Below are 25,255 nucleotides of genomic sequence, written 5' to 3'. Positions count from 1 at the left end.
GAGCAGGCTCGCTCCCACATTTGAATCGATAACCCTGTGGGAGCGAGCCTGCTCGCGAAGGCGGAGTTGGCCACTGCCCAAGGCCAAGCCTTGCCACCTTCCGGCATGCCACCGCCGGTTTTTCGTCTCTGACACATTCCTCCTGATCCCCTCAAATTCCCTCAAGTCCTTTGTTTGCCGGGCCTCGCGCTGCAAAAAACAAGTTGGTCTGCAAATTGCTTATGGCTCATCAGTACAGCAGTGGGCGGCAAACGTCCGGCAGGCAGAGGATAGATTGTGGACAAGTACCTTTATGTGGCAATGACCGGCGCCAGCCAGAATGCACTGGCGCAAAAGGCTCATGCCAACAACCTGGCGAACATCTCTACCAACGGCTTCCAGAAAGACCTGGAGCAGGCGCGTTCGATGCCGGTGTTCGGTGACAGCTTTCCGGCGCGTGCCTTTGCGATGTCCGAACGCCCGGCCACCGACTTCTCTCCGGGTGCCTTGGTGGAAACCGGCCGCGACCTCGATGTCGCCGTGCAAGGCAACGGCTGGCTGGCGGTGCAGAACCCTGACGGCGGTGAAAGCTACGTGCGCACCGGCAGCCTGGTGGTTGACGCCCTGGGGGTTTTGCGCGCCGGCAATGGCATGCCGGTGATCGGCAATGGCGGTCCGATTGCCGTGCCGCCCGAGCAGCAGATCGAAGTAGGCGAGGACGGCACCATCAGCATTCGTGCGATGGGGGAAGGTCCCCGCGTCATGGCGGAAGTCGACCGCATCAAGCTGGTCAACCCGGACATCAAGAACATGACCAAGGGCCTGGACGGTTCGATCCACACCAAGGATGGCGCGCCTGCGCAAGCCGATGCCAACGTCAAACTGGTGTCGGGTTTCCTTGAGTCGAGCAACGTCAATGCCGTGGACGAGATGACCTCGGTGCTGGCCTTGTCCAAGCAGTTCGAGCTGCACATCAAGATGATGAACACCGCCAAAGAAGACGACCAGGCCATGGCTCGGGTCTTGCAGATCAGCTAATTATCAGAACGTCGCGCCGTAAAACAGGCGCACGAGGAGAATCGAATGCTTCCGGCTCTATGGGTTGCCAAAACCGGTCTGTCCGCCCAGGACACCAACCTGACCACCATTTCCAACAACCTGGCCAACGTGTCGACCACGGGTTTCAAACGTGACCGCGCCGAGTTCCAGGACCTGCTCTACCAGATCAAGCGTCAGCCAGGCGCCCAGTCGACCCAGGACAGCGAACTGCCGTCGGGTCTGCAACTGGGTACCGGTGTGCGCATCGTCGGCACCCAGAAAAACTTCAACGCCGGTAGCCTGCAAACCACCGAGCAGCCGCTGGACATGGCCATCGACGGTCGCGGTTTCTTCCAGATCCTGCAACCGGACGGCACCACGTCCTACACCCGCGACGGTACGTTCCACCTGGACTCCAACGGCCAGATCGTCAACGCCAGCGGCTTCGCCCTGGAGCCGGCGATTGTCATTCCGAACGACGCCCAGACCTTCACCGTGGGTAAAGACGGCACCGTGTCCATCACCGTGGCCGGCAACCCGGCTTCCCAGGTGATCGGCAACCTGCAAACCGCCGACTTCATCAACCCGGCCGGCTTGCAAGCGGTGGGTAACAACCTGTTCCTGGAAACCGCTGCCAGTGGTGCGCCACAAGTCGGCACACCGGGCCTGGCGGGTTTCGGTACCACGCTGCAGAACACCCTGGAAACCTCCAACGTCAGTACCGTTGAGGAGATGGTCAACATGATCACCACTCAGCGCGCGTACGAGATGAACTCCAAGGTGATCTCCACCGCCGACCAGATGCTCTCGTTCGTAACGCAGAATCTGTAATCAAGTCTATGAGGCGGCCATGAGGTCGCCTGCAACACCGTGAGGTAGGGTCATGAAACGCTTCGTCTCTGTTCTGGCACTGAGTGGGATCACCGCGCTCGCAGGCTGCGTACCTGTGACGCCCAAGCCCAATGACCCTTACTACGCCCCGGTGTTGCCGCGCACGCCGCTGCCGGCTGCGGCGAACAACGGCTCGATCTATCAGGCCGGGTTCGAACAGAATCTTTACACAGACCGCAAGGCGTTCCGGGTCGGTGACATCATCACCATCACCCTGAACGAGAAGACCCAGGCCAGCAAAAACGCCAACTCGCAAATCGACAAGACCAGCAAGACCGGCATCGGCCTGACCTCGCTGTTCGGTAGCAGCGCCACCACCAACAACCCGTTCGGTAGCAACGACCTGAGCCTGAGTGCCAGTTATGAAGGCGACCGCGCGACCAAGGGTGACAGCAAGGCCGGGCAGGGCAACAGCCTGACCGGTTCGATCACCGTGACCGTCGCCGATGTCTTGCCCAACGGCATCATTGCCGTGCGCGGCGAGAAGTGGCTGACGCTCAATACCGGTGATGAGCTGGTACGGATTGCCGGCCTGGTTCGCGCCGATGACATCGCCACCGACAACACCGTGTCGTCGACCCGCGTCGCCGATGCACGCATCACCTATTCGGGCACCGGTTCGTTTGCCGATGCGAGTCAGCCAGGCTGGTTCGACCGTTTCTTTCTCAGCCCGCTGTTCCCTTTCTAGGTGGCTTTCCAGTTGAGCATGTTGAACTTCAGAAGTCTCATCGTTGCTGCCCTGATGATGTCGGCAGCCTTCAACGTTCAAGCCGAGCGCCTGAAGGACATCGCCAGCATTTCCGGCGTGCGCTCCAACCAATTGATCGGTTACGGCCTGGTGGTCGGGCTTAACGGCACCGGCGACCAGACGACCCAGACGCCATTCACCCTGCAGACCTTCAACAACATGCTCTCGCAGTTCGGCATCAAGGTGCCGCCGGGTTCGGGCAACGTGCAGTTGAAGAACGTCGCCGCGGTGTCGATCAGTGCCGATCTGCCGCCGTTCGCCAAGCCGGGGCAGCAGGTCGACATTACCGTTTCGTCCATCGGTAACTCCAAGAGCCTGCGCGGCGGTACGTTGTTGTTGACGCCGCTCAAGGGTATCGACGGCAACGTCTACGCCGTGGCTCAGGGCAACCTGGTGGTCGGCGGTTTCGATGCCGAAGGCCGCGACGGTTCGAAGATCACTGTCAACGTTCCGTCGGCCGGTCGCATCCCTGGCGGTGCGTCGGTCGAGCGGGCGGTGCCGAGCGGTTTCAACCAGGGCAACAGCCTGACCCTGAACCTCAACCGTTCCGACTTCACCACGGCCAAGCGCATCGTCGACAAGATCAATGACATGCTCGGCCCTGGCGTGGCCCAGGCCATCGACGGCGGTTCGATTCGTGTCACCGCGCCACTGGACCCGAGCCAGCGTGTCGACTACCTGTCGATCCTCGAAAACCTCGAGATCGATCCGGGCCAGGCGGTGGCGAAAGTCATCATCAACTCCCGTACCGGCACCATCGTGATCGGGCAGAACGTCAAGGTTTCCCCAGCCGCTGTCACCCACGGCAGCCTGACCGTGACCATCACCGAAGACCCGATCGTCAGCCAGCCCGGCCCGTTGTCCAATGGTCAGACGGCGGTCGTGCCGCGCTCGCGGGTCAACGCCCAGCAGGAAGCCAAGCCGATGTTCAAGTTCGGCCCGGGCACCACCCTCGACGAAATCGTCCGTGCGGTGAACCAGGTCGGCGCGGCGCCGGGTGACTTGATGGCCATCCTCGAAGCCTTGAAACAGGCCGGCGCCTTGCAAGCCGACCTGATCGTGATCTGAGGACGGCGACCATGGACATGTACAAGAGCGGTCGTGTGAGCAGTAGCGATTCGGGCGCCTTTTCCGACCTGAACCGCCTGAATCAGCTCAAGGTCGGCGACAAGAACAGTGACGCGAACATGCGCAAGGTCGCGCAGGAATTCGAATCGCTGTTCCTCGGCGAGATGCTCAAGTCCATGCGCTCGGCCACCGAAGCGCTGGGCAAGGACAATCCGATGAACACCGCGGAGGCCAAGCAATACCAGGAAATGTACGACCAGCAATTGGCCGTTTCCATGTCCCGTGAAGGCGGTGGTATCGGGTTGGCGGACGTGCTGATGCGCCAGATGTCGAAGAACAAACCGCTGGCGCCGGGCGAAGCGGCAACGCTGTCCGCCGCCAAGCAAGAGGCCGCCAAGGCCGCCGCGCAAACGCCGGTGGCCGCCGGTACGGTGGCGATCAACGGGCCGTTGTCGCGGGTCAATGGCGAACGTCCGTTGTGGGCTTCGCGTTCGGTCAGTGCGCCGAGCGGCGAGGGCGCGCATCGCAATGACATGGCACTGATCAATCAGCGTCGCCTGGCTTTGCCGCCGAAACTGGCCGATCGCTTGCTGGCAGGCCTGGTGCCTTCCGCCACGACGACTGCCGCCGCGACTGTCGCGACAGCCAGCAAAACTCAATTGCCAGAGCGCGCCACGCCTACCGGTGCGGGTCCGCTGTTCAACGGCGACTGGCTGGCGAATGCACAAGCCTCTGCCAACGGCGGCCTGCAGATTCATGGACGCGCCATTGCCCAGATTCCTTTGGCGCCGGCGAAGAAAGCTTTCAGCTCCGCCGACGCATTCGTCAACACCATGCTGCCGATGGCCAAGGAAGCCGCCGACCGCATCGGCGTCGATCCGCGTTACCTGGTGGCTCAGGCCGCACTGGAAACCGGTTGGGGCAAATCGGTCATGCGCGCCCAGGATGGCAGCAGCAGTCACAACCTGTTCGGCATCAAGACAGGCAGCAGCTGGAAGGGCGATTCGGCGCGGGCGATCACCAGCGAGTTCAGGAATGGCGAGATGGTCAAGGAGACGGCCGAGTTCCGTTCCTACGCCTCTTACAAAGACAGCTTCCACGACCTCGTGACGTTGTTGCAATCCAACAATCGCTATCAAGATGTCGTGAAGTCGGCCGATAACCCGGAACAGTTTGTACGTGAGCTGCAAAAGGCCGGTTACGCAACCGACCCGAACTACGCAAGCAAGATTTCGCAGATAGCCCGGCAAATGACGAGCTACCAGAACTACGCCGCGGCGGGCGCTTCCACGACGCCTCTATAGACACAAGGTATAAGGTCTGAACCATGAGTTTACTCAACATCGGAATGTCGGGTTTGGCCGCTAGCCACGCATCGTTGGTGACTACCGGTAATAACATTTCCAACGTCGATACCGTCGGGTACTCGCGCCAGCAAACTGTGCAGAACAGCAAAAGTTCTATTCAGTACGGCAATGTGTTCATCGGCACCGGCACCACGCTGGCCGATGTGCGTCGGGTGTACAACAGCTACCTCGATGCACAGTTGCAGACCACGACTTCGCTCAACAGTGATGCGCAGGCCTATCTCGGCCAGGCCACCCAGGTCGACAAGCTGTTGTCCGACAGCGGCACCGGCGTGACCAAGTCATTGCAGGCGTTTTTCACGTCCTTGCAAACCCTGGCCGGCAACTCCAATGACAATGCCGCGCGTCAGGCGTTGCTGACCAATGCCCAGGGCTTGAGCAGCCGCTTCAATGCCATCTCCCAGCAATTGACGCAGCAAAACACCTACATCAACGATCAGTTGGGTTCGATGGCCGACCAGGTCAACAAACTGGCGTCCACCGTTGCTGCGTACAACAAGAAAATCGCCGAAGTCAGCGGTTCGGGCGGTACGCCCAACGAGCTGCTGGACCAGCGCAACGAAACCGTGCGCCAGCTCAACGAGCTGATCGGCACGCAGGTCACCGAAACCGAAGGCCGGCTCGATATCTATCTGGGCAGTGGCCAGCCGCTGGTGGTCGGCGATGTCGTCAATAAATTGCGCGTGGCCCCGGACGCCACCGACCCGACCCGTTCCTCGATCATCATGGATCGCAACGGTTCGTCGGTCGACATCACCAGCGTGATGAGCGGCGGCGAGATGGGCGGCTTGATACGTTATCGCAATGAAGTGCTGACACCGGCGGTCAATGGCCTGGGGCGCATCGCCATGGTCGTGGCCGATCAGGTCAACAAACAGTTGGGCCAGGGCCTGGACCAGAACGGCAATTTCGGCGCGGCACTGTTTAATAACATCAACAGCCTGGCCGCCATCAGCCAGCGCAGTATTGCCAGCGCCAATAACAACCCGGCGTCCGGCAACCTGAACGTGACCATCAAGGACACCAGCAAGCTGGCGGCCAGCGATTATCAGGTGACCTTCACCAGCGCCACGGGCTACAGCGTGCGTCGCCTGTCGGATAACACCGACATGGGCAGTTTCACCCTGGGCGCGACGCCGGAACCGGTCATCGACGGTTTCACTTTGAGCCTGAACGCCGGTCCGGTCGCCGCCGGCGACACGTTCAAGATCACCCCGACCCGCAGTTCTGCCGCGGACATGGCCACGGTCATGACTGACACCAAGACCCTGGCCACGGCGGCGCCGTTGACCTCGACCAAGGCCTCGGGCAATGACGGCACCGGTGCTGTCAGTCAGCCGACCCTCAGCACCCTTCTGGATATCTACGATCCGGTCCAGCGTCTTGAAGTGCAAACGGCAGTCAAGGCTGCGATGCCGGTCCGGATGCTGATGACCAGTGCCACTGCCTATGAAGTATTCGATGCCAAAGGCACCAGTCTTGGCACCGGCAGCATCGTGCCTGGGCAGAACAACGATCTGAATATTGCGGTGCCTTACACCGATGCCGGCGGCAACGCCAAGACTTTCAATGTGGCGATGACTGTCAGCGGCAGCCCGGCGGCGGGTGACAGCTTCAACATCGGCATGACGTCGGCCAGCAGTACCGACAACCGCAACGCCCAGGCACTGCTCGGGCTGCAATCGAAGGCCACGGTCGGCGCCAGTGCCACCAGCCCGGGCGTGAGTTTTACCGACGCGTACGGTGGCCTGGTCACGACCGTGGGTTCCTTGACCAGGCAGGGGCAGCTGGATGCCACGGCCACGGACACCATCATGACCGGTGCACGAAACGCCCGTGACTCGCTGTCGGGTGTCGACCTCGATGAAGAGGCGGGCAACCTGACCAAGTACCAGCAGTACTACACGGCCTCTTCGCAGATCATCAAGACTGCGCAGGAAATTTTCAGCACTCTGATCAATGCCCTTTAAGGAGCCGTAGAACATGCGCATTTCTACAGCACAGTATTACGCGACCACGGCTGCCAACTATTCTCGCAACCTCAACAATGTGATGAAGACCGCCGAGCAGGCCAGCAGCAACCTTAAGCTCACGACGGCCGCGGATGATCCGGTCGGAGCCGCACGGCTGCTGCAACTGGAACAGCAAAAAGCCATGTTGGGCCAGTACACCAGCAACATCAACGCGTTGAACACGGCTCAGGCGCAGGAAGAAAGCGTGCTGGACAGCATCAACAACGTGCTGCAGAAAGTCAGCGAGTTGGCAGTGCGCGCCGGTGGCGGTTCGTTGAACGACGATGACCGTAAATCCATTGCGGCGGAGCTCAAGCAATCCGAAGAACAATTGCTGACCTTGATGAACAGCAAGGACGCCAACGGCAAGTACATCTTCTCCGGTGCCAGCAACAACACCCAGCCTTTTGTGCGCAACAGCGACGGCACCTACAGTTATCAGGGTGACCAGACCCAACTGGAGTTGAAGATCGGTGACTCGATGTCGCTGGGCTTGAACGATACCGGTTGGGAGGTATTCCAGCAGGCAATCAACGCGGCCCGCAGTTCGACCACCATGACTGCGCCGGCGGTGGATGACGGGCGTGTGGCCTTGTCGCCCGGGCTGGTCAACTCCGGTCCGGCCTTCGATGCGAGCTTCCGCCAGGGCCAGCCTTACACCCTGTCGTTCACCAGCAGCACCCAGTATGTGATCACTGATGCGCTGGGCAATGACGTGACGGCTGAATCGACGCAGTCCGGCAAGTTCGACCCGAATGCCAAGGGCGGTTCCGATATCAACTTCCGTGGCGTGACGTTCAAGCTGGATATCACCTTCCAGCCGGGCGACAACCCAGCTGACTCCGCCAGTGCCGACGCGGTGATCGCCGGTCACAGCTTCCAGCTCACGGCCAAGCCCGACAGCTTCGTCAGCAACCGCGCCCCGAGCAACACCTCGACGGCGATCATCAGCCAGACGGCGGTGACCAACGCCGCCGACTACCAGAGCTTTTTCCCCGAAGGCGGAGCGGTTCTGAAGTTCACCGGTCCCGGTACTTTCGAACTCTACGCCCGTCCATTGACCAGCGGCAGCACGCCGGTAACCACCGGGACCGTGGTGGCTGGCGTGGCGACAGCGGCGGGTGTCAGCTTTACCCTCGGTGGCACGCCCCCGACTCCGGCGGCAGGTGATCAGTTCGACATCGCGGTCAACACCCACCAGACCCAGAACGTGCTCGACACCATCAGCCAGCTGCGTACGGCGCTCGACGCGCCGACCCAGGGCAATCCCGCTGCCCAACGTTTTCTGGAAGACACGGTCGCTTCGTCCATTGCCAACCTGAACAACTCCAAGAACCAGGTCGACCTGGCGCGTGGTGCGATCGGTGCCCGGGGCAATGTGATGGACATGCAGCGAGATCAGAATACGAGTACCGGCTTGATCAACGAATCGACATCGAGTGGTATCAGGGATATCGACCCGGCGGAAGTGCTGACGCGCCTGACACTGCAGCAGACCATGCTGCAGGCCGCGCAACTGGCGTTCGCCAAGGTTTCCCAGTTGAGCCTGTTCAACAAGCTTTGAGTCGGTCTTGACCGCTCGCGGCCAGTCCCTGTAATAGGGGGCTGGCTTTTTTTTGCCTTTTTTTTGAATGAAGTGAAGCCGGGCGGGGGGCGATCCTGGCCACAAAATCAAATAAAGCACCGATCTCTGAGTGACCCGTCAGTCAAAACGCGCATCTTCACTGTATCCTGTCTGCGGGCGGTGAAGGTGGGAGGGTTGTTCAAGGTGATACCTTGAGTCCCGACGTTGCTTCTTCTGGGGGCCTGGCCCCGACTGTAGACGCCCTCGATTCAGCGAGCGGCGATGTTCAGCTGTTTATTATTGGGAAGCCATAATGATTGGCATAAAAAATATAGCGAGTTACGTGCCGACAGCCGGGGTTGATAACTACGCCCAGGGTGCAAAGTTCGACAAGGACGAAACCTTCATCCTTGGCAAGATCGGTTCGGCATTTTTGCCGCGCATGGATGCCGATCAGGAAACTTCCGACCTGTGTGTCGAAGCAGCCAATGCGCTGTTCGCCGCCAGTCCCGAACTCAAGCGTGAAGCCATCGACTGCCTGATCGTCGTCACCCAGAACGGTGATGAAGAAGGTTTGCCGCACACCGCCGCAATCGTTCAGGACAAGCTGGGTCTGCCGACCCATGTCGCCGCTTTCGATATTTCCCTGGGCTGCTCCGGTTATGTCTACGGCATCTACGCGATCAAAGGCTTCATGGAAGCGGCGGGGCTGAAAAACGGCCTGCTGATCACCGCCGATCCTTATTCGAAGATCGTCGACCCGGAAGACCGCAACACCACCATGCTGTTCGGCGATGCCGCGACCGCAACCTGGATGGGTGAAGACCCGATCTGGCAACTGGGCAAATCGAAGTTCGGCACCGACGGTTCCGGCGCGCCGCACCTGAAGGTCACCGACGGGGTGTTCTTCATGAACGGCCGCCAGGTGTTCAACTTTGCCTTGCTCAAAGTCCCGGCGCATTTGCATGAGCTGCTGGACGAATCGCACTTGCAGGCCAGCGATATCGACGCCTTCTGCATTCACCAGGGCAGCGCGGCCATTGTCGATGCCGTGGCGCGCCGCTTCGAAGAAGGTGAGCCGGAGAAGTTCGTCAAGGACATGCTCGAAACCGGTAACACGGTCTCGTCGAGTATCCCGCTGCTGTTGCAGAACCATGTGTTCGATTCGAAGTGGACACGTGTGGCCATCAGTGGCTTCGGTGTAGGCCTGTCGTGGGGATCGGCGATTCTTTATCGCGGCTGATCGAATCCTTGCAATAAAAAACGCCCGGAAACGCAAGCTTCCGGGCGTTTTGCGTTTTCTGGCGCCGATTTTCTGGCTCCAAGGCCTTGAAAATAAAGGGCTGGCACCCTGCCACTAAAAAAATCAAAAAAAGCCCTCAAGCAAACCAGTGCCACGACGATAACTATTACGTAGGTTCTCTAGGCCACACCCGACGGATGTCAGGGCCGGAAGCCGCAGTATCCATCCAACGAGGATTTCGTCATGGCTTTAACTGTAAACACTAACATTGCATCTTTGAGCGTTCAGAAGAACCTGACCCGCTCGTCCGACGCCCTGCAAACTTCGATGCAACGTCTGTCTTCCGGCCTGCGTATCAACAGCGCTAAAGACGATGCGGCCGGCCTGCAAATTTCCAACCGTCTGACCAGCCAGATCAACGGCCTGCAGACTGCCATCAAGAACGCCGGTGACGGTATCTCCATCGCGCAAACTGCTGAAGGCGCGATGCAAGAATCCACCAACATCCTGCAGAAAATGCGTACCCTGGCTCTGGCTTCCGCGAACGGCTCGCCAAGCGCTGAAGACCGTAAGTCGAACAACGCTGAATACGCAGCTCTGACTTCCGAGCTGACCCGTATCGCTACCACCACTACTTTCGGTGGTCGTAACCTGCTGGACGGTTCTTTCGGTACTACCGCTTTCCAAGTCGGCGCCAACGCCAACCAGACCATCAACATGACTCTGGGCGACGTATCGGCTAACAACATCGGTTCCCAGCAGCTGAAATCCGTGGCCATCGCGCCAAGCGCAGCCGGTGTGACTGGTGGTGCAATCGCAATCACCGGTGGCGGCCAAACCGCTACTATCACTACCGTTACCGGTCAGTCGGCCAAAGCTACCGCTGCTCAGATGAACGGCGCTATCGGCGGCCTGTCGGCTACTGCCAGCACTGAAGTGAAATTCGGCGTCAACACCGCAGCCATCACCGGTGCTGCTCCAGGCACCGCGAACTTCTCCATCCAGGTAGGTTCGGGTACTGCGGTCAACCTGGTTGGTGTAACCGACACCGCTGGTCTGGCTGACCAACTGAAGTCCAACGCTGCCAAACTGGGCATCAGCGTTAACTTCAACGCCACTACCAACAACCTGGAAATCAAATCCGACACCGGTGAGAACATCATCTTCGCCGGCGCTGACGCCAGTGCACAGGCTGGTATCACTGTTGCTGCAAAAGATGGTGCTGGTAACTTCGGTGCCGGTGTTGCCGCTACCGCCGCTGCTCTGCAAGTGACGGGTGCTGTTTCCCTGAACTCCACCAACAGCTACTCGCTGAACGGCGCTGGTGCTACCGGTCTGTTCGTGGCTGCCGGTACTACCGTCAGCTCGGCCAAAACCGTTGTCAGCAACACTGACGTGACCACTGCTACCAACGCGCAAAACGCTGTTGACGTGATCACCCAGGCCATTGCCAACATCGACTCCCAGCGTGCTGACCTCGGTGCGGTACAAAACCGTTTCGACAGCACCGTGTCGAACCTGCGCAGCATCTCGGACAACTCCACTGCTGCTCGTGGCGTGATCCAGGACGTTGACTTCGCGGCCGAAACTGCTCAGCTGACCAAGCAACAAACCCTGCAACAGGCTTCCACCGCGATCCTGTCCCAGGCCAACCAGCTGCCATCGGCTGTACTGAAGCTGCTGGGTTAATCCTGCGCTTTGATGACTGACGGAAGGGCGCGTTTACGCGCCCTTTTGTCTTTTTCATGATGAGGAGATCAGGCATGGACATGAGCGTCAAGTTGAACCAGTCCTATCCCGCCGTTGCCCCTCAGGGCGCGACGCCGAATGTCACTGACAAGCAGGAGCAGTCCAGGGCCGAAGTCGTATCGGTCTCGAAATCCGAGCCCAAGCGCGACGACCTGGAAAAAGCTGTCACCGATATTCAGGAGTTTGTCCAGGCTGCGCAGCGCAATCTGGATTTTTCGATTGATGATTCCACCGGCCGGGTCGTGGTCAAGGTCATTGCCACCGATACCGGTGACGTGATTCGCCAGATCCCTTCGGAAACCGCGTTGAAACTGGCGCAAAGCCTGTCGGACGCCAGTAGTTTGTTGTTTGACGACAAAGTCTGAACTGGCATGAATTTTGTTGCTGTCACCGATTAAGACGCACTTAGTCAAGAAGTCGGCAGCCACTGGATAAGGAGAGAGATGATGGCGGGTACAACGGTTAGCGGTATTGGTTCGAACATCGATACCCAGTCGATCGTGAAGTCTTTGGTCGATTCCGAAAGGGCGCCGAAACAGACGCAGATCAACAACCAGACGCTGAAAGCAACCACCTCGCTGTCGTCTATCGGCAAAATCCAGGCGGCGCTGGATGCCTTCCGTGGTGCGCTGGATAACATGAAGACAGCCTCCAGTTTCAGTGGCCTGAGCGGCTCGTCCTCTGACGAAAAAGTCGCCACCGTGACCACTGGAGCCGGCGCGGCTGCAGGCAGTTTTTCGTTGCTGGTCACCCAGTTGGCGACCGCGTCGAAAATCTCGACCAAGGTCTTTGCCGGTGGCGCTTCTTCGGTGGTCAACGCGGGTTCCGTACCCAGCACGCTGACCATCAAGCAGGGCTCCGACACCTTTGACGTCAGCGTTCCTGCGGGGGCGACCTTGCAGCAGGTGCGGGACTCGATCAACTCTCAGTATGCCAATAAGGGGTTGAGTGCCAACATCCTGACCGATGCCAATGGTTCTCGGATGGTGCTGACCTCGACCACCACCGGCGTCGGTTCGGATCTGACCCTGTCCGGTAGCTCCGGCCTGGAAACCGGCACCTCGGTCCTCGCTACGCCACAGAATGCCAAGTACACCCTCGATGGCGTGGTGATGGAATCCAAGTCCAACACCATTGCTGATGCGGTCAGCGGCATTACCGTCAAGCTGACAGGGGTTTCTCCCGTGCCGTCTGGTGGTGGTGCGGCAACGCCGGCAACCATTACCGTTTCTGCGAACAGTTCGACACTGAAGTCGTCGGTAAAGGGCTTTGTCGATACGTACAACGCCCTGATCAAAGCGGCCAACACCGAGACCCAGGTGACCACCAATGCCAATGGTACGGTGACGTCGGGTGCCCTCACTGGGGATGCCTCGCTGCGTTCCCTGCTGTCGGCGGTGCGCACCGAGCTGAACGCGATGGGTGGAACCGGTCAGATGAAGTCGCTTGCTCAATTCGGCGTCAAGACCGACCAGAAGACCGGGTTGCTGTCGATCGACGACAAGTTGTTCGACGCCGCAGCGCAGACCAATGCCGCCGACATCAATGGCATTTTCAGCGGTGATACCGGCTTGCTGGCGCGCATGAAAAAAGCCACGGACAGCTTTGCCCTGAGCAAGACCGGCGTGTTTGCTGCGCGCTCGGCCAGCCTGACCGATAGCCTGAACGACCTGAAGAAGCAGCAGGATTCCCTCGATGCGCGGATGGTCAGCCTGCAAGCGAGCCTGACCGCCAAGTACACCGCCATGGACTCCCTGGTGGCCAAGCTGCGGGCGCAGAGCGACAGCATCATGACCACGCTCAATGCGTTGAACAATCCGAAGTCCGACTGATCCGGATCAGGCATAAAAAAACCCAGGCAGTCTGTCATGACAGTGCCTGGGTTTTTTCATGGGTGGCGGGTCTGCGTTAAAGTTATGTGTCGACCAGTCGACATAAAGATCAGAGCACTCCTAATTCCAGCTGTTGTCTGTCACGAGGTAGAAACATGAACCCCATGAGAGCCCTTCGCCAATATCAGAAGGTCAATTCCCATGCCCAGATCTCTGAAGCCAACCCCCATCGCCTGGTGCAACTGCTGATGGAGGGTGGGTTGGATCGCATGGCCCAGGCCAAGGGCGCCATGGAGCGGGGCGATATCGCACTCAAGGGGTTGATGATGGGCAAGGCCGTGGACATCATCATCGGCCTGCGCGACGGTTTGAACCCGGAAAAAACCGACGATCCGGCTTCGCTGCAACAGCTCGACAATTTGTACGCCTATATGATGACGCGTCTGATGGAAGCCAATCGCGACAACAAGGTCGAAATCATCGACGAAGTATCGGGTCTGCTCGAGACCCTGAAAAGCGGTTGGGATGCAATAGCCAGCCCACAGGCCTGATGGCCGAGGATGACATCATGAGTCAAGCACTGCGACGCATAGAAGAAACCCGCGAGGCCCTGGTCGACGCCCTGGCGGCGCGCAACTGGGATGCCATCGGTGAGCTGGATACGACCTGTCGCGAATGCGTCGACGAGGTGCTCAGTGAGGCACCGATCGATGAAGAAGCGCTGCGGACTAATCTGGAAGGGCTGCTGGCCGTCTATAAAGAGCTGTTGACCGCGACCATGGGCGAGCGTCAGGCGATAGTCGACGAGATGTCGCAGATCAACCAAGCGCAAAACGCGGCAAAGGTTTACCATCTGTTTGGTTAATTGACGCCAGTTAATCCAAACATAGTGCGCCATAAATTTGACTGTGCACGGTTTTTTGACTTAACTAGTGGCTGTTCCAGATTTCAGTCGTCTTCAGGCATGACCGTGCCTGCAAGCGTTTAGCTTGCCCCAGCATTTTGGGCATTGAGTTGACTAGGGAAGTTGCTATTGCATGTGGCGTGAAACCAAAATTCTGCTGATAGATGACGATAGCGTCCGCCGCCGCGACCTGGCGGTGATTTTAAATTTTCTCGGCGAAGAAAATTTACCCTGCGGTAGCCACGACTGGCAGCAGGCTGTCGGCTCTTTATCGTCTAGTCGAGAAGTAATCTGTGTCCTGATCGGGACGGTCAATGCTCCTGGTGCGCTTCTGGGCTTGCTAAAGACACTCTCGACATGGGATGAGTTCCTTCCGGTTTTGTTAATGGGCGATAATTCTTCCATTGACCTGCCGGAGGACCAGCGTCGCCGGGTGCTTTCCACGCTCGAAATGCCGCCCAGCTACAGCAAGTTGCTCGATTCGCTGCACCGTGCCCAGGTCTACCGCGAAATGTACGACCAGGCCCGCGAGCGCGGTCGTCATCGCGAACCCAATCTTTTCCGCAGCCTCGTCGGCACCAGCCGGGCGATCCAGCACGTCCGCCAGATGATGCAGCAGGTCGCCGACACCGACGCCAGCGTGCTGATCCTCGGTGAGTCGGGGACTGGCAAGGAAGTGGTTGCGCGTAACCTGCATTACCATTCCAAGCGCCGTGAAGCGCCGTTCGTACCCGTGAACTGTGGGGCGATCCCGGCCGAGCTGCTGGAAAGCGAATTGTTCGGTCACGAGAAGGGCGCCTTTACCGGGGCGATCACCAGTCGCGCCGGGCGTTTCGAACTGGCCAATGGCGGCACGCTGTTCCTCGATGAAATCGGTGACATGCCACTGCCGATGCAGGTCAAGCTGCTGCGCGTGTTGCAGGAACGCACCTTCGAGCGCGTGGGCAGCAACAAGACCCAGAGTGTCGATGTGCGCATCATTGCAGCGACGCACAAGAATCTCGAAAGCATGATCGAGATCGGCACCTTCCGCGAAGACCTGTACTACCGCTTGAACGTGTTCCCGATCGAGATGGCGCCGCTGCGCGAGCGTGTCGAGGACATTCCGTTGCTGATGAACGAGCTGATCTCGCGCATGGAGCACGAGAAACGTGGTTCGATCCGCTTCAACTCCGCGGCCATCATGTCCCTGTGCCGTCACGGCTGGCCCGGTAACGTCCGCGAGCTGGCGAACCTGGTGGAGCGCATGGCGATCATGCACCCGTACGGGGTGATCGGCGTGGTCGAACTGCCGAAGAAATTCCGCTACGTCGACGACGAAGACGAGCAAATGGTCGACAGTCTGCGCAGCGATCTTGAAGAGCGCGTGGCCATCAATGGTCATACGCCGGACTTCACTGCCAACGCCATGCTGCCGCCGGAAGGCCTGGACCTGAAGGACTACCTCGGTGGCCTGGAGCAGGGGCTGATCCAGCAGGCGCTGGATGATGCCAACGGCATCGTCGCGCGCGCAGCCGAACGGTTGCGCATCCGCCGCACCACGCTGGTGGAGAAAATGCGCAAGTACGGCATGAGCCGTCGTGATGGAGATGAACAGGCGGATGATTGACGCCTGTTTTTCAAGTTCTTCATTTATAAGCGGTTTTTTTTAGGCACGGGTATTGCTACACCCCTCGCAACGTTCCGTTTCACTGACGGTCAGCCAAGCGAGAGTGCACGATGCCCCAAGCCGCCCAGATGTCTCCTGCTCCAGAAACCCTGGGGCAACCGTCGTCCGTAGAGCAGGCAAGCCGGCTTGGCCTCGAGCAGGCTTTCGCCCTGTTCAACCAGATGTCCAGCCAGTTGACCAGTTCCTACAGCATGCTCGAAGCCCGGGTTACCGAGCTCAAGGGCGAGCTGGCGGTGGTGAGTGCACAGCGCATGCAGGAACTGGCGGAAAAAGAGCGCCTGGCCAATCGTCTGCAAAACCTTCTCGACCTGTTGCCCGGTGGCGTCATCGTCATCGACGCCCAAGGCATCGTGCGCGAAGCCAATCCGGCGGCTTGCGAGCTGCTCGGCCTGCCGCTCGAAGGCGAATTGTGGCGTCACGTCATTACGCGCTGTTTTGCCCCTCGTGAAGACGACGGTCATGAAGTCTCCCTCAAGGACGGTCGACGCCTGTCGATCGCCACGCGCTCGCTGGATGCCGAACCCGGTCAACTGGTGTTGCTCAATGACCTGACTGAAACCCGGCACCTGCAGGATCAACTGGCCCGTCACGAGCGTCTGTCTTCCCTGGGTCGCATGGTGGCGTCGCTGGCCCATCAGATTCGCACCCCCTTGTCCGCCGCGTTGCTCTATGCCAGTCATTTGACCGAGCAGCAATTGCCGGTCGAGACCCAGCAGCGTTTCGCCGGGCGCCTCAAGGAGCGCTTGCATGAGCTGGAGCATCAGGTACGTGACATGCTGGTGTTCGCCCGCGGCGAATTGCCTTTGACCGACCGCGTAACCCCCAAGCAGCTTTTGCAATCATTGCAGGCAGCCGCACTGACTCATGTGCAGGACATGCCGATTCGCTGGCAATGCGACAGTCATGCCGGTGAACTGCTGTGCAGTCGCGACACCCTGGTCGGGGCGCTGCTCAATCTCATCGAAAACGCCATACAAGCCAGCGCCGGTGACGTGCGCCTGAAGGTCCATCTGTATAGCCGCGACAGCCAATTGCGCGTGTGCGTCAGCGACAGCGGCAGCGGTATCGACCGCGCCGTGCTGGAGCGCCTCGGCGAGCCGTTTTTCACCACCAAGGCAACCGGAACCGGCCTGGGCCTGACCGTGGTCAAGGCTGTGGCCCGTGCCCATCAGGGCGAATTGCAATTGCGCTCGCGCCTGGGTCGCGGTACCTGTGCGCAGGTGATTCTGCCGCTTTTTTCTGCTGAAAAAACCAGCGCTCAGGGAGCGGAGTGAAGGTTATGAGTATCAAGGTTCTACTGGTCGAGGATGACCGTGCATTACGCGAAGCACTGGCCGATACGCTGTTGCTCGCCGGCCATGATTACAAGGCCGTGGGGTCGGCAGAAGAGGCCTTGGCTGCCGTCGACGCCGAGGCGTTCAGCCTGGTGGTCAGCGACGTCAACATGCCGGGCATGGATGGTCATCAGCTGCTTGGCCTGCTGCGCACACGTCAGCCGCAACTGCCGGTGTTGCTGATGACCGCTCACGGTGCCGTGGAGCGAGCGGTGGATGCGATGCGTCAGGGCGCGGCGGATTATCTGGTCAAGCCGTTCGAGCCCAAGGCCTTGCTCGATCTGGTCGCGCGACATGCCCTGGGCAGTCTCGGTACCACCGACAGCGAAGGGCCGGTCGCCTTCGAGCCGGCCAGTGCGCAACTGCTGGAGCTGGCCGCGCGCGTGGCGCGCAGTGATTCCACGGTGTTGATCTCCGGCGAGTCCGGGACGGGCAAGGAGGTGCTGGCGCGCTACATTCACCAGCACTCCCATCGTGCCGGCCAGCCGTTCATTGCGATCAACTGTGCGGCGATCCCGGACAACATGCTGGAAGCCACGCTGTTTGGTCACGAGAAAGGTTCGTTCACCGGTGCTATTGCAGCGCAAGCGGGCAAGTTCGAGCAAGCCGATGGCGGGACCATCCTGCTCGATGAAATTTCCGAAATGCCCCTGGGTCTGCAAGCCAAATTACTGCGTGTGCTGCAGGAGCGCGAGGTCGAGCGGGTTGGCGCGCGCAAGCCGATCACCCTGGACATTCGCGTGGTTGCAACCACCAACCGTGACCTGGCCGCAGAAGTGGCGGCGGGGCGCTTCCGTGAAGACCTTTACTATCGCCTGTCTGTGTTTCCGCTGGCGTGGCGTCCGCTGCGCGAGCGTACCGCCGACATCCTGCCGCTGGCCGAGCGCCTGCTGGCCAAGCACGTCAATAAAATGAAGCATGCCGCGGCGCGATTGTCGCCCGAAGCTCAGGCGTGCCTGATCGGTTACCCCTGGCCTGGGAATGTGCGCGAACTGGATAACGCGATTCAGCGCGCACTGATCCTGCAACAAGGTGGTTTGATCCAGCCTCAGGACTTCTGCCTGACCGGACCGGTCGCCTGCGCGCCTCTGCCAGTTTCGATGCCGACGACCACGCCGGTACGCGCCGTGGAGGTCGAGGCTGAATCCGCCGGGGCGCTGGGCGACGACCTGCGCCGGCGCGAGTTCCAGATGATCATCGATACCTTGCGCACGGAGCGTGGCCGGCGCAAGGAAGCGGCGGAAAAGCTTGGCATCAGCCCGCGTACCTTGCGCTACAAGCTGGCGCAAATGCGTGATGCGGGGATGGATGTGGAAGCCTATCTGTTCGCCACCTGAAAGTTGACGGACGCAACACCGATCTAAATGTGGGAGCGAGCCTGCTCGCGAAGGCGGTGTGACAGATATGTAGATGTTGACTGACACCACCCCTTCGCGAGCAGGCTCGCTCCCACAAAGGTTTTGCGACCATTGAAGGTTAAGGCGAGGCTGGGTAGGGCTTTTGTTCAGAGTGGTCGCCGAGCTGGCACCCTTGTTGCTAACACCTCACTACCCGCCGAGTGAGTGTCAAAAAATTGCGGGTCGCCAACGACGCGTCAAAGAGAGAAACCATGAGCCAAGGTATTGAATTCAATCGGTTGATGCTGGATATGCGCGCCATGCAAATGGACGCCATGTCTGCGCCGAAATCGACTGCCGCCGTCCCTGAACTGAATGGCAGCAGCTTTTCCGACATGCTCGGTCAGGCCGTCAATAAAGTGAACGACACCCAGCAGGCTGCCGGTCAATTGGCCAGTGCCTTCGAGATCGGCAAGAGCGGCGTCGACCTGACGGACGTAATGATTTCCTCACAGAAGGCCAGCGTGTCGTTTCAGGCGTTGACCCAAGTGCGTAACAAGTTGGTTCAGGCCTACCAAGACATCATGCAGATGCCGGTTTAAGGACGAGATTGAGTCATGGCAGAAGCAGTCGCCGATAATGTTCCGGCCAAGGCCACACCCATAGACGGCAAGCCGCCGCTGTTCGGGTTGTCCTTCCTGGAAAACCTCTCCGAGATGACCATGTTGCGTCAGGTGGGCCTGTTGGTCGGCCTGGCCGCGAGCGTGGCGATTGGTTTTGCCGTGGTGTTGTGGTCCCAGCAGCCGGACTACCGTCCGCTGTACGGCAGCCTTGCCGGTATGGACGCCAAGCAGGTCATGGATACCCTGGGTGCCGCCGATATTCCCTATACCGTTGAACCCAACTCCGGTGCCTTGCTGGTCAAGGCCGAAGACCTGTCCCGTGCGCGCCTGAAACTGGCCGGCGCTGGTGTCACTCCCAGCGACGGCAACATCGGTTTCGAAATTCTCGACAAGGACCAGGGCCTGGGTACCAGCCAGTTCATGGAGGCTACCCGCTACCGTCGTGGCCTCGAAGGCGAACTGGCCCGCACCATCTCCAGCCTGAACAACGTCAAGGGTGCCCGCGTGCACCTGGCGATTCCGAAGAGTTCGGTGTTCGTGCGCGATGAGCGCAAGCCGAGCGCGTCGGTTCTGGTTGAACTCTATTCCGGTCGCTCGCTGGAGCCGGGCCAGGTCGTGGCCATCGTCAATCTGGTGGCGACCAGCGTTCCCGAACTCAGCAAATCGCAGATCACCGTGGTCGACCAGAAGGGCAACCTGCTCTCGGATCAGGCGGAAAACTCCGAACTGACCATGGCCGGCAAGCAATTCGACTACAGCCGTCGCATGGAAAGCATGCTCACCCAGCGTGTGCACAACATCCTGCAACCGGTGCTGGGCAACGATCGCTACAAGGCTGAAGTGTCCGCGGATGTGGACTTCAGTGCAGTCGAGTCGACCTCCGAGCAGTTCAATCCGGATCAACCGGCGTTGCGCAGCGAGCAGTCGGTCAACGAACAACGTACCGCCAGCAATGGTCCGCAAGGTGTGCCGGGTGCCCTGAGCAACCAGCCACCGTCGCCGGCATCCGCGCCGCAAACCACCGGCGGCGCCACCGCAGCGGCGGGCATGGTGCAGCCAGGCCAGCCACTGATCGATGCCAATGGTCAGCAAATCATGGACCCGGCCACCGGTCAGCCGATGCTGGCGCCGTACCCGGCGGACAAGCGTCAACAATCGACCAAGAACTTCGAACTCGACCGTTCCATCAGCCACACCAAGCAGCAGCAGGGTCGATTGAATCGCCTGTCGGTGTCGGTGGTGGTGGATGACCAGGTCAAGGTCAACCCGGCCAATGGCGAAACCACCCGCGCGCCGTGGACGGCCGATGAGTTGGCGCGCTTCACACGTTTGGTCCAGGATGCGGTCGGTTTCGACGCCAGCCGTGGCGACAGTGTCAGCGTGATCAACATGCCGTTCTCCGCTGATCGCGGGGAAGTGATTGCCGACATTCCGTTCTACTCCCAGCCGTGGTTCTGGGACATCGTCAAGCAAGTGCTGGGTGTCTTGTTCATTCTGGTGCTGGTGTTCGGCGTGCTGCGTCCGGTGCTCAACAACATCACCGGTGGCGGCAAGGACAAGCAGCTGGCCGGCATTGGCAGCGACGTCGAGTTGGGTGGCATGGGCGGCCTGGACGGTGAATTGGCCAACGACCGTGTCAGCCTCGGCGGCCCGACCAGCATCCTGCTGCCGAGCCCGAGTGAAGGCTATGACGCACAGTTGAACGCAATCAAGAGTCTGGTGGCAGAAGACCCGGGTCGTGTGGCTCAGGTCGTGAAAGAGTGGATTAACGCAGATGAGTGATAACCGAGCCGTTGCCGCCAAACTGACCAAGGTCGACAAAGCCGCGATCCTGTTGCTGTCCCTGGGTTCTACCGACGCTGCCCAGGTGCTGCGCCACATGGGACCCAAGGAGGTCCAGCGTGTGGGCGTGGCCATGGCCCAGATGGGTAACGTGCACCGCGAGCAGGTCGAGCAGGTGATGAGCGAGTTCGTCGACATCGTCGGCGACCAGACCAGCCTGGGTGTCGGCTCCGACGACTACGTGCGCAAAATGCTCACCCAGGCCCTGGGCGAAGACAAGGCCAACGGCCTGATCGACCGTATCCTGCTGGGTGGCAACACCAGTGGCCTCGACAGCCTGAAGTGGATGGAACCGCGCGCGGTCGCTGACGTGATCCGCTACGAGCACCCGCAGATCCAGGCGATCGTGGTGGCGTATCTCGATCCGGACCAGGCCGGTGAAGTCCTCGGCAACTTCGATCACAAGGTCCGGCTGGACATCATTCTGCGGGTCTCTTCGCTGAACACCGTGCAGCCGGCGGCGCTCAAAGAACTCAACCAGATTCTCGAGAAGCAGTTCTCCGGCAACTCGAATGCCTCGCGCACCACCCTGGGCGGCATCAAGCGCGCGGCCGACATCATGAACTTCCTCGACAGCTCCATCGAAGGTCAGCTCATGGACTCGATCCGCGAAGTCGACGAAGACCTGTCCGGTCAGATCGAAGACCTCATGTTCGTGTTCAACAACCTGGCCGATGTCGACGACCGCGGTATCCAGGCGCTGCTCCGCGAGGTGTCCTCCGACGTGCTGGTGCTGGCCCTCAAGGGCTCGGACGAAAACGTCAAAGAGAAGATCTTCAAGAACATGTCCAAGCGTGCCGCCGAACTGTTGCGCGACGACCTCGAAGCCAAGGGCCCGGTACGCGTCAGCGACGTGGAAACCGCGCAGAAGGAAATCCTCACCATCGCCCGCCGTATGGCCGAAGCCGGAGAAATCGTTCTCGGCGGCAAGGGCGGCGAGGAAATGATCTAACACCATGGCCAAGCATGACGATTCACCCACTGACCTGATCCGGGCCAGGGATGTCAGTGGTTTCGATACCTGGGCGCTGCCCAGCTTCGACCCGCCGGAACCCGAGCCTGAGCCGGAGCCGGAACCCGAGCCGCCGGAAATGGAAGAAGTGCCGCTGGAGGAAGTCCAGCCGCTGACCCTTGAAGAACTCGAAAGCATTCGTCAGGAAGCCTACAACGAAGGCTTCGCGGTGGGTGAGCGAGAAGGTTTCCACAGCACCACGCTCAAGGTTCGCCAGGAAGCGGAAGCGGCGCTGGCACCCAAGATCGCGGGGCTGGAGCAACTGATGACGCACCTGTTCGAGCCCATCGCCGAACAGGACACGCTGATCGAAAAATCCCTGGTCGACCTCGTGCAGCACATCACCAGACAGGTGATTCAGCGCGAACTGGCCATCGACTCGACACAAATCGAACACGTCATGCGCGAAGCCCTCAAGCTGCTGCCACTGGGCGTGGGCAATGTGCGGCTGTACATCAATCCGCAGGATTTCGAACAGGTCAAAGCCCTGCGCGAACGCCACGAAGAAAGCTGGCGCATCGTCGAGGACGAATCGCTATTGCCGGGCGGTTGTCGGGTCGAGACCGAACATAGCCGTATCGACGCCACGGTCGAAACCCGCGTCAAGCAGGTCATGGACAAGTTGCTCGATCAGCTGCACGAACAGGCCTTGCACCCGGCCGCGCCGGACTTGAGCCTTGAACTGCCGATCGAAGGCAAGCCTGCGCCGGACATTTCCGATGCGCCTTGAACGCACCAGTTTCGCCAAGCGCCTGGGCAGTTATGCCGAGGCCACGCAACTGGCGGGCGCACCGATCCTCGAAGGCCGCCTGCTGCGCATGGTCGGCCTGACCCTCGAAGCCGAAGGCTTGCGTGCGGCCATGGGCAGTCGCTGCATGGTCATCAACGACGACAGCTATCATCCGGTGCAGGTCGAAGCCGAAGTCATGGGCTTCTCCGGCAGTAAGGTCTTTTTGATGCCGGTCGGTAGCGTTGCCGGTATTGCCCCCGGCGCCCGGGTCGTTCCGCTGTCGGACAGCGGTCGCTTGCCGATGGGCATGAGCATGCTCGGCCGTGTACTCGATGGCGCCGGCCGTGCGCTGGACGGCAAGGGCGGGATGAAGGCCGAAGACTGGGTGCCGATGGACGGTCCGACCATCAACCCGCTCAAACGTGAACCGATCAGCGAACCGCTGGATGTGGGCATTCGCTGCATCAACGGTATGTTGACGGTCGGTCGCGGTCAGCGGCTCGGGCTGTTTGCCGGTACCGGTGTCGGTAAATCCGTGCTGCTGGGCATGATGACCCGCTTCACCGAGGCCGACATTATCGTGGTCGGGCTGATCGGTGAGCGGGGTCGTGAAGTTAAAGAATTCATCGAGCACATCCTCGGTGAAGAAGGCCTCAAGCGCTCGGTGGTGGTGGCGTCCCCGGCGGACGATGCACCGTTGATGCGTCTGCGCGCGGCCATGTACTGCACGCGAATCGCCGAGTATTTCCGCGACAAGGGCAAGAACGTCCTGTTGCTGATGGACTCGCTGACCCGTTTCGCCCAGGCCCAGCGGGAAATCGCCCTGGCCATTGGCGAGCCGCCGGCCACCAAGGGCTATCCGCCGTCGGTGTTCGCCAAATTGCCGAAACTGGTGGAACGGGCCGGTAATGCCGAGAAGGGCGGCGGTTCGATCACCGCGTTCTATACCGTGCTGTCCGAAGGCGATGACCAGCAAGACCCGATTGCCGACTCGGCGCGAGGTGTGCTCGACGGGCACATCGTGCTGTCGCGGCGACTGGCCGAGGAAGGCCATTACCCGGCCATCGACATCGAGGCGTCCATCAGCCGGGTCATGCCGGCGGTGGTGTCGCCGGAACACATGACCCGAGCGCAGTATTTCAAGCAACTGTGGTCGCGCTATCAACAGAGCCGGGACCTGATCAGCGTGGGTGCTTACGTCGCCGGCGGTGACCGCGAGACTGACCTGGCGATTTCCCTGCAACCGCAACTGGTCAAATACTTGCGTCAGGGCCTCAACGACAGCATCAGCCTGGGCGAAAGCGAAGCGTACCTCGCGTCGATCTTCGCGCCCGCGGCGGGCGGTTAACCGACCATGGCCCAGACTCGGGCAGGGCGCCTGGCCCCCGTGGTGGAAATGGCCGAAAAGGCCGAGAAAACCGCCGTCCAGCGCCTGGGGCACTTTCAGGGTCAGGTGCGCCTGGCGGAAAGCAAACTCGCCGACCTCGAAGCCTTTCGGCTCGACTACCAGGAACAGTGGATCGTGCGCGGTAGCGGCGGCGTGTCCGGCCAATGGCTGTTGGGGTACCAGGGTTTTCTTGCGCAACTGGGCACGGCCATCGATCAGCAGCGGCAAAGCCTGGCCTGGCACCAGAACAACCTGAACAAGGCGCGGGACACCTGGCAACAGGCCTTCGCCCGGGTCGAGGGATTACGCAAGCTGGTTCAACGTTACATGGATGAAGCGCGGGCGCTGGAGGACAAGCGCGAGCAGAAACTGCTCGACGAATTGTCCCAGCGGTTGCCTCGCCAGGACCAATATTGAATCAATTGGACCGCGTTATCGTTCTTCGCGAGCAGGCTCGCTCCCACAGTAGGTCGCGTTCTTACAAGGGAATGCGTTCTACCTGTGGGAGCGAGCCTGCTCGCGAAGAGGGATTCAAGGCTCTCACAAATTTGCTGCCTTGCCCCAACCTCTACCCAATGCTAAACCTTGTACAAGCAGGTTTACCAATGACAAGGAAGCCATGACATGTCAGTCGTTACAGAAGTCTCTGCGGATGGGCAAAAACTGACGATCTCGGTCAAGGGACGATTCGATTTCGCCAAGCATCAGGAGTTTCGGGAGTCCTACGAGGACAAGGCGCTCGCCGAGGTTGTGATCGACCTCAAAGAGGCAACCTATCTCGACAGCTCCGCACTGGGCATGCTGCTCCTGTTGCGTGATCACGCCGGTGGCGACGATTCCGATATTCGCGTGGTCAACAGCAGTTCCGACGTGAGGAAAATCCTCGCCATCTCCAATTTCGACAAACTGTTCGACATCAGTTGATC

At 60.1% G+C, this 25,255-nt stretch carries 23 protein-coding genes; all 23 read left to right on the top strand.

The genetic code is table 11. From position 1 onward, the window contains the following. Nucleotides 1–276 precede the first annotated feature (276 nt). The 23 genes from CKW21_RS20505 to CKW21_RS20395 all read left to right on the top strand — a co-directional run bounded on the left by CKW21_RS20505 (nucleotide 277) and on the right by CKW21_RS20395 (nucleotide 25,253). A complete protein-coding gene (locus CKW21_RS20505; RefSeq protein ID WP_095195737.1) occupies nucleotides 277–1,017 on the top strand; it encodes a flagellar basal body rod protein FlgF in 741 nt (246 codons plus the stop codon). Nucleotides 1,018–1,062: 45 nt separating this feature from the next. Further along, complete coding sequence (flgG, locus tag CKW21_RS20500; RefSeq protein WP_008055493.1) at nucleotides 1,063–1,848, top strand: flagellar basal-body rod protein FlgG; 786 nt, start codon at nucleotides 1,063–1,065, stop codon at nucleotides 1,846–1,848. Between the two features lie 52 nt (nucleotides 1,849–1,900). Continuing rightward, a complete protein-coding gene (gene flgH / locus CKW21_RS20495; protein ID WP_095195736.1) occupies nucleotides 1,901–2,596 on the top strand; it encodes a flagellar basal body L-ring protein FlgH in 696 nt (231 codons plus the stop codon). 18 nt (nucleotides 2,597–2,614) lie between these two features. After that, on the top strand, nucleotides 2,615–3,724 hold the full coding sequence (locus CKW21_RS20490; RefSeq protein ID WP_095195735.1) for a flagellar basal body P-ring protein FlgI: 1,110 nt from the start codon (nucleotides 2,615–2,617) through the stop codon (nucleotides 3,722–3,724). Between the two features lie 11 nt (nucleotides 3,725–3,735). Further along, nucleotides 3,736–5,028 carry a flagellar assembly peptidoglycan hydrolase FlgJ gene (gene flgJ / locus CKW21_RS20485; protein WP_095195734.1) on the top strand — a complete coding sequence of 431 codons (1,293 nt, stop codon included), beginning with the start codon at nucleotides 3,736–3,738 and terminating at the stop codon, nucleotides 5,026–5,028. A gap of 23 nt (nucleotides 5,029–5,051) precedes the next feature. Then, a complete protein-coding gene (gene flgK / locus CKW21_RS20480) occupies nucleotides 5,052–7,061 on the top strand; it encodes a flagellar hook-associated protein FlgK (protein ID WP_095195733.1) in 2,010 nt (669 codons plus the stop codon). 13 nt (nucleotides 7,062–7,074) lie between these two features. Then, nucleotides 7,075–8,667 (top strand): flagellar hook-associated protein 3, encoded by a 1,593-nt coding sequence (locus CKW21_RS20475; RefSeq protein WP_095195732.1) that lies wholly within the window; start codon nucleotides 7,075–7,077, stop codon nucleotides 8,665–8,667. 313 nt (nucleotides 8,668–8,980) lie between these two features. Further along, the gene (locus tag CKW21_RS20470) at nucleotides 8,981–9,910 is read left to right on the top strand and encodes a ketoacyl-ACP synthase III (RefSeq protein ID WP_095195731.1); all 930 of its coding nucleotides are present in this window, start codon (nucleotides 8,981–8,983) and stop codon (nucleotides 9,908–9,910) included. 243 nt (nucleotides 9,911–10,153) lie between these two features. Continuing rightward, nucleotides 10,154–11,599, top strand: coding sequence for a flagellin (locus CKW21_RS20465; protein WP_095195730.1), 1,446 nt, complete (start codon nucleotides 10,154–10,156; stop codon nucleotides 11,597–11,599). A 74-nt stretch (nucleotides 11,600–11,673) separates the two neighbouring features. Then, entirely contained in the window at nucleotides 11,674–12,024 is a 351-nt protein-coding gene (locus tag CKW21_RS20460) for a flagellar protein FlaG (RefSeq protein WP_095195729.1), read from the top strand. Nucleotides 12,025–12,105: 81 nt separating this feature from the next. Further along, on the top strand, nucleotides 12,106–13,491 hold the full coding sequence (gene fliD / locus CKW21_RS20455) for a flagellar filament capping protein FliD (protein ID WP_095195728.1): 1,386 nt from the start codon (nucleotides 12,106–12,108) through the stop codon (nucleotides 13,489–13,491). A 155-nt stretch (nucleotides 13,492–13,646) separates the two neighbouring features. Beyond that, entirely contained in the window at nucleotides 13,647–14,042 is a 396-nt protein-coding gene (fliS, locus tag CKW21_RS20450; RefSeq protein ID WP_095195727.1) for a flagellar export chaperone FliS, read from the top strand. 17 nt (nucleotides 14,043–14,059) lie between these two features. Further along, complete coding sequence (gene fliT, locus CKW21_RS20445; RefSeq protein ID WP_095195815.1) at nucleotides 14,060–14,356, top strand: flagellar protein FliT; 297 nt, start codon at nucleotides 14,060–14,062, stop codon at nucleotides 14,354–14,356. A gap of 172 nt (nucleotides 14,357–14,528) precedes the next feature. Beyond that, nucleotides 14,529–16,004 (top strand): sigma-54 dependent transcriptional regulator, encoded by a 1,476-nt coding sequence (locus CKW21_RS20440; RefSeq protein WP_077045767.1) that lies wholly within the window; start codon nucleotides 14,529–14,531, stop codon nucleotides 16,002–16,004. A 128-nt stretch (nucleotides 16,005–16,132) separates the two neighbouring features. Beyond that, on the top strand, nucleotides 16,133–17,338 hold the full coding sequence (locus tag CKW21_RS20435) for an ATP-binding protein (RefSeq protein WP_218274052.1): 1,206 nt from the start codon (nucleotides 16,133–16,135) through the stop codon (nucleotides 17,336–17,338). Nucleotides 17,339–17,343: 5 nt separating this feature from the next. Beyond that, the gene (gene fleR, locus CKW21_RS20430; RefSeq protein WP_095195725.1) at nucleotides 17,344–18,735 is read left to right on the top strand and encodes a sigma-54-dependent response regulator transcription factor FleR; all 1,392 of its coding nucleotides are present in this window, start codon (nucleotides 17,344–17,346) and stop codon (nucleotides 18,733–18,735) included. A 272-nt stretch (nucleotides 18,736–19,007) separates the two neighbouring features. Continuing rightward, the gene (fliE, locus tag CKW21_RS20425) at nucleotides 19,008–19,337 is read left to right on the top strand and encodes a flagellar hook-basal body complex protein FliE (RefSeq protein ID WP_075948896.1); all 330 of its coding nucleotides are present in this window, start codon (nucleotides 19,008–19,010) and stop codon (nucleotides 19,335–19,337) included. Between the two features lie 15 nt (nucleotides 19,338–19,352). Continuing rightward, nucleotides 19,353–21,140, top strand: coding sequence for a flagellar basal-body MS-ring/collar protein FliF (fliF, locus tag CKW21_RS20420; RefSeq protein ID WP_095195724.1), 1,788 nt, complete (start codon nucleotides 19,353–19,355; stop codon nucleotides 21,138–21,140). Beyond that, the gene (fliG, locus tag CKW21_RS20415) at nucleotides 21,133–22,152 is read left to right on the top strand and encodes a flagellar motor switch protein FliG (protein ID WP_095195723.1); all 1,020 of its coding nucleotides are present in this window, start codon (nucleotides 21,133–21,135) and stop codon (nucleotides 22,150–22,152) included. The genes fliF and fliG overlap by 8 nt, the downstream gene beginning before the upstream one ends. 4 nt (nucleotides 22,153–22,156) lie before the next feature. Then, on the top strand, nucleotides 22,157–22,942 hold the full coding sequence (gene fliH / locus CKW21_RS20410; protein WP_095195722.1) for a flagellar assembly protein FliH: 786 nt from the start codon (nucleotides 22,157–22,159) through the stop codon (nucleotides 22,940–22,942). Continuing rightward, nucleotides 22,932–24,290 carry a flagellar protein export ATPase FliI gene (gene fliI, locus CKW21_RS20405; protein WP_095195721.1) on the top strand — a complete coding sequence of 453 codons (1,359 nt, stop codon included), beginning with the start codon at nucleotides 22,932–22,934 and terminating at the stop codon, nucleotides 24,288–24,290. The genes fliH and fliI overlap by 11 nt, the downstream gene beginning before the upstream one ends. Nucleotides 24,291–24,296: 6 nt before the next feature. Then, the gene (fliJ, locus tag CKW21_RS20400; RefSeq protein WP_095195720.1) at nucleotides 24,297–24,746 is read left to right on the top strand and encodes a flagellar export protein FliJ; all 450 of its coding nucleotides are present in this window, start codon (nucleotides 24,297–24,299) and stop codon (nucleotides 24,744–24,746) included. Nucleotides 24,747–24,953: 207 nt separating this feature from the next. After that, nucleotides 24,954–25,253: an STAS domain-containing protein gene (locus CKW21_RS20395; protein WP_095195719.1), complete on the top strand. Its 300-nt coding sequence runs from the start codon at nucleotides 24,954–24,956 to the stop codon at nucleotides 25,251–25,253. Nucleotides 25,254–25,255 lie beyond the last annotated feature (2 nt).

It is taken from the genome of Pseudomonas sp. Irchel 3A7 (assembly GCF_900187565.1).
Lineage (GTDB): Bacteria > Pseudomonadota > Gammaproteobacteria > Pseudomonadales > Pseudomonadaceae > Aquipseudomonas.
Note: the sequence above shows the minus strand (reverse complement) of the source record. Positions and strands in the feature narration are given on the sequence as shown.